Here is a 2,258-nt window from a genome sequence, read left to right as displayed (position 1 = left end):
ATGGCTGGGGATGGGCGGTCTTGAGATCTGTCTTTATGCCGTCGAACGCTTCGATCAGTTCCTCGCCAACCACCACCATTTTGGGCTCGATCAGGTTGATGCTGTGTTCGAGTACCTTGCCTCTCTGGGAGGTGTTGAGCATGGCGCAGGCGACCCCGAGTTTGGCTGCGCCGGCTACCACGGCCAGCAATTCGGGGCGGTTTTCAAGGAAGATCGCAATGGCATCCCCTTTGGCAAGCCCCTGGTCCTGCAGGTAGCGGGCGATGCGGTTGGCCCAGCCATTCAATTCGCTCCATGTGATCGAGCGGTCTTCAAACAGAATGGCGGGCCGGCTGCCCAGGTTCCGGGCGTTGTTCTCGATGAGTGTGCCGAGCGTAAGCTCACGGTTCTCGTTTTTCAGGGCATAGTAATACAGCCCCCGGGTTATGGCCGGCAAACGCCGGAATATTCCGGGCAGGCTGCGGGCAATGTCCAGTGCGGATACGTTGTCTTGGCTCATGGTGTTTCCATTGGTCCCTTTTATTGTGTGGACGTTGAGCCCGGAACAACGCATGCCTCGGGTTCAGTCCAGAAACAGGTCCGGCATCAGGGGCTTATCGCCCGGCTCATACCGGTAATGATCGAAGTCGGTGATACCGTCCTGCCGTAGCAGCTCCTCGTCGATCAGGGTCTGACCAGTCATAGTCTCAGACGACCGGTTGAGGATGCTGACAGCGGCATCGGCCATGATGTCCGGCTTCCTGCCCTGGGCCATCATCTGGGGCCCGCCAACTTCAAATTCGATGGCTGCCGTGGCAATCAGCGTTTTCGGCCACAGCGTGTTAACCGCAATGCCGTACCGCCTGAACTCCTCCGCCATGCCCAGGCTCAGCATGGTCATGGCGTATTTTGTGGTGGTATAGGGGCCATATTGGGCGAACCACCGGGTATTCAGATTCAGAGGCGGCGACAGGCTCAGGATGTGAGCCCGGTCCGACTGTTTCAGCCAGGGCAGTGCGGCCTGGCTGCAGGCCATGACGGCCCGGGCATTGACCTGATGCATCAGGTCGTACCGGCTGACCTTAAGGTTTTCCACACCGGTTAGCCGAATGGCGCCTGCGTTGTTTACCAGTGCGTCGATGCCGCCAAAATGCTCGCCGGCCTCATCAATGCGCTGGCGGATCTGCTTTTCATCCCGGACATCCAGAACCAGCGGTAGCGCTTTGCCTCCAGCATCCCGAACTTCCTCCGCCACCGTATGGATCGTGCCTGGCAGCTTCGGATGAGGCGTGTCTGATTTGGCGGCAATCACTACGTTCGCGCCCTGACGGGCGGCGGCGAGGGCGATGGCCCGGCCGATGCCACGGCTGGCGCCGGTGATAAAAACGGTACGATCACGCATGGTACTCATGCCTCGTTCTCCTGTTCGGCCGTCTCGTTGGCGGTTATCTGGACCAGTAACTGACTGCGTTTTACCTGGTCGCCTTTGCTCGCAAGAATCTCGGCGACTCTGCCGTCGCGGTCTGCTTTTACCGGATGCTCCATCTTCATGGCTTCCAGTATCACCAGCGTATCGCCCTGGTGAACGCTCTGACCAGCTTCAACTAACACATCAATGATGGCACCATCCATGGTCGCCTGGATGCGACCGCTGCCCGCGCCACCAGCAGTCCTGGCTGGTTGGTGGGTAACATCGCGCACCGACCAGGATTGCCCGAACGCCTGCAAATATAGGGAATCGCCCTGGCGGTGATATTGGCAGGCCTGACGAACGCCGCTGTCGATAATGCACAAATGGCCATCCCTCTGGCTCTCAAGTACCAGGGAATGCCGGGTTTCGCCCATACTGACAGACAACCGGCTGCCGCTGCGGGTCACCAGTAGCTCGACAGTGGTGTCGCCGGTTTCCAGCTTGATGGGGGTCATGGTGGCCGGCGCATTGCTCCAGGCGCTCTGGCCCGAAATGTCATGGTCGAGCACGCAGGCGGCCAGGGCCAACTGGCGAATGGTCAGGTTTTGCGGCTGAAGGGACGGATCGTCCTTGAAGGCCTGCTGCAGGAAGGCCGTGGTCGCCCCGCCGGCCCCGAAAGTCTCGTCTGCGATAATCCGGCTCAGGAAATGGCGGTTGGTGGTCACGCCGAACACGGTTGTGTCCTCAAGCGAGCGGATCAGCCGCCGGCGGGCTTCATCCCGGTTTTGGCCCCAGGCAATTACTTTTGCCAGCATCGGGTCGTAGTGGGGAGTGATAGCATCTCCAGATCGTACCCCGGTATCAAACC

Annotated in this window: 3 protein-coding genes; all 3 read right to left on the bottom strand. The window is 59.9% G+C overall.

The window, feature by feature from the left end; genetic code table 11:
• On the bottom strand, positions 1 to 499 hold a 499-nt coding region (locus B2W52_RS18260), incomplete at its 3' end, for an AMP-binding protein (protein WP_286803856.1).
• A gap of 63 nt (positions 500 to 562) precedes the next feature.
• Positions 563 to 1,390: an SDR family oxidoreductase gene (locus tag B2W52_RS18255; protein WP_092031041.1), complete on the bottom strand. Its 828-nt coding sequence runs from the start codon at positions 1,388 to 1,390 to the stop codon at positions 563 to 565.
• On the bottom strand, positions 1,387 to 2,258 hold an 872-nt coding region (locus B2W52_RS18250), incomplete at its 5' end, for a biotin/lipoyl-containing protein (protein WP_286803855.1). The genes B2W52_RS18255 and B2W52_RS18250, both read right to left, overlap by 4 nt.

This window comes from Marinobacter sp. UBA2498, assembly GCF_002341575.1.
Lineage (GTDB): Bacteria > Pseudomonadota > Gammaproteobacteria > Pseudomonadales > Oleiphilaceae > Marinobacter > Marinobacter manganoxydans.
The sequence above is the reverse complement of the archived record's forward strand: the minus strand, read 5'-3'. Positions and strand labels throughout refer to the sequence as shown.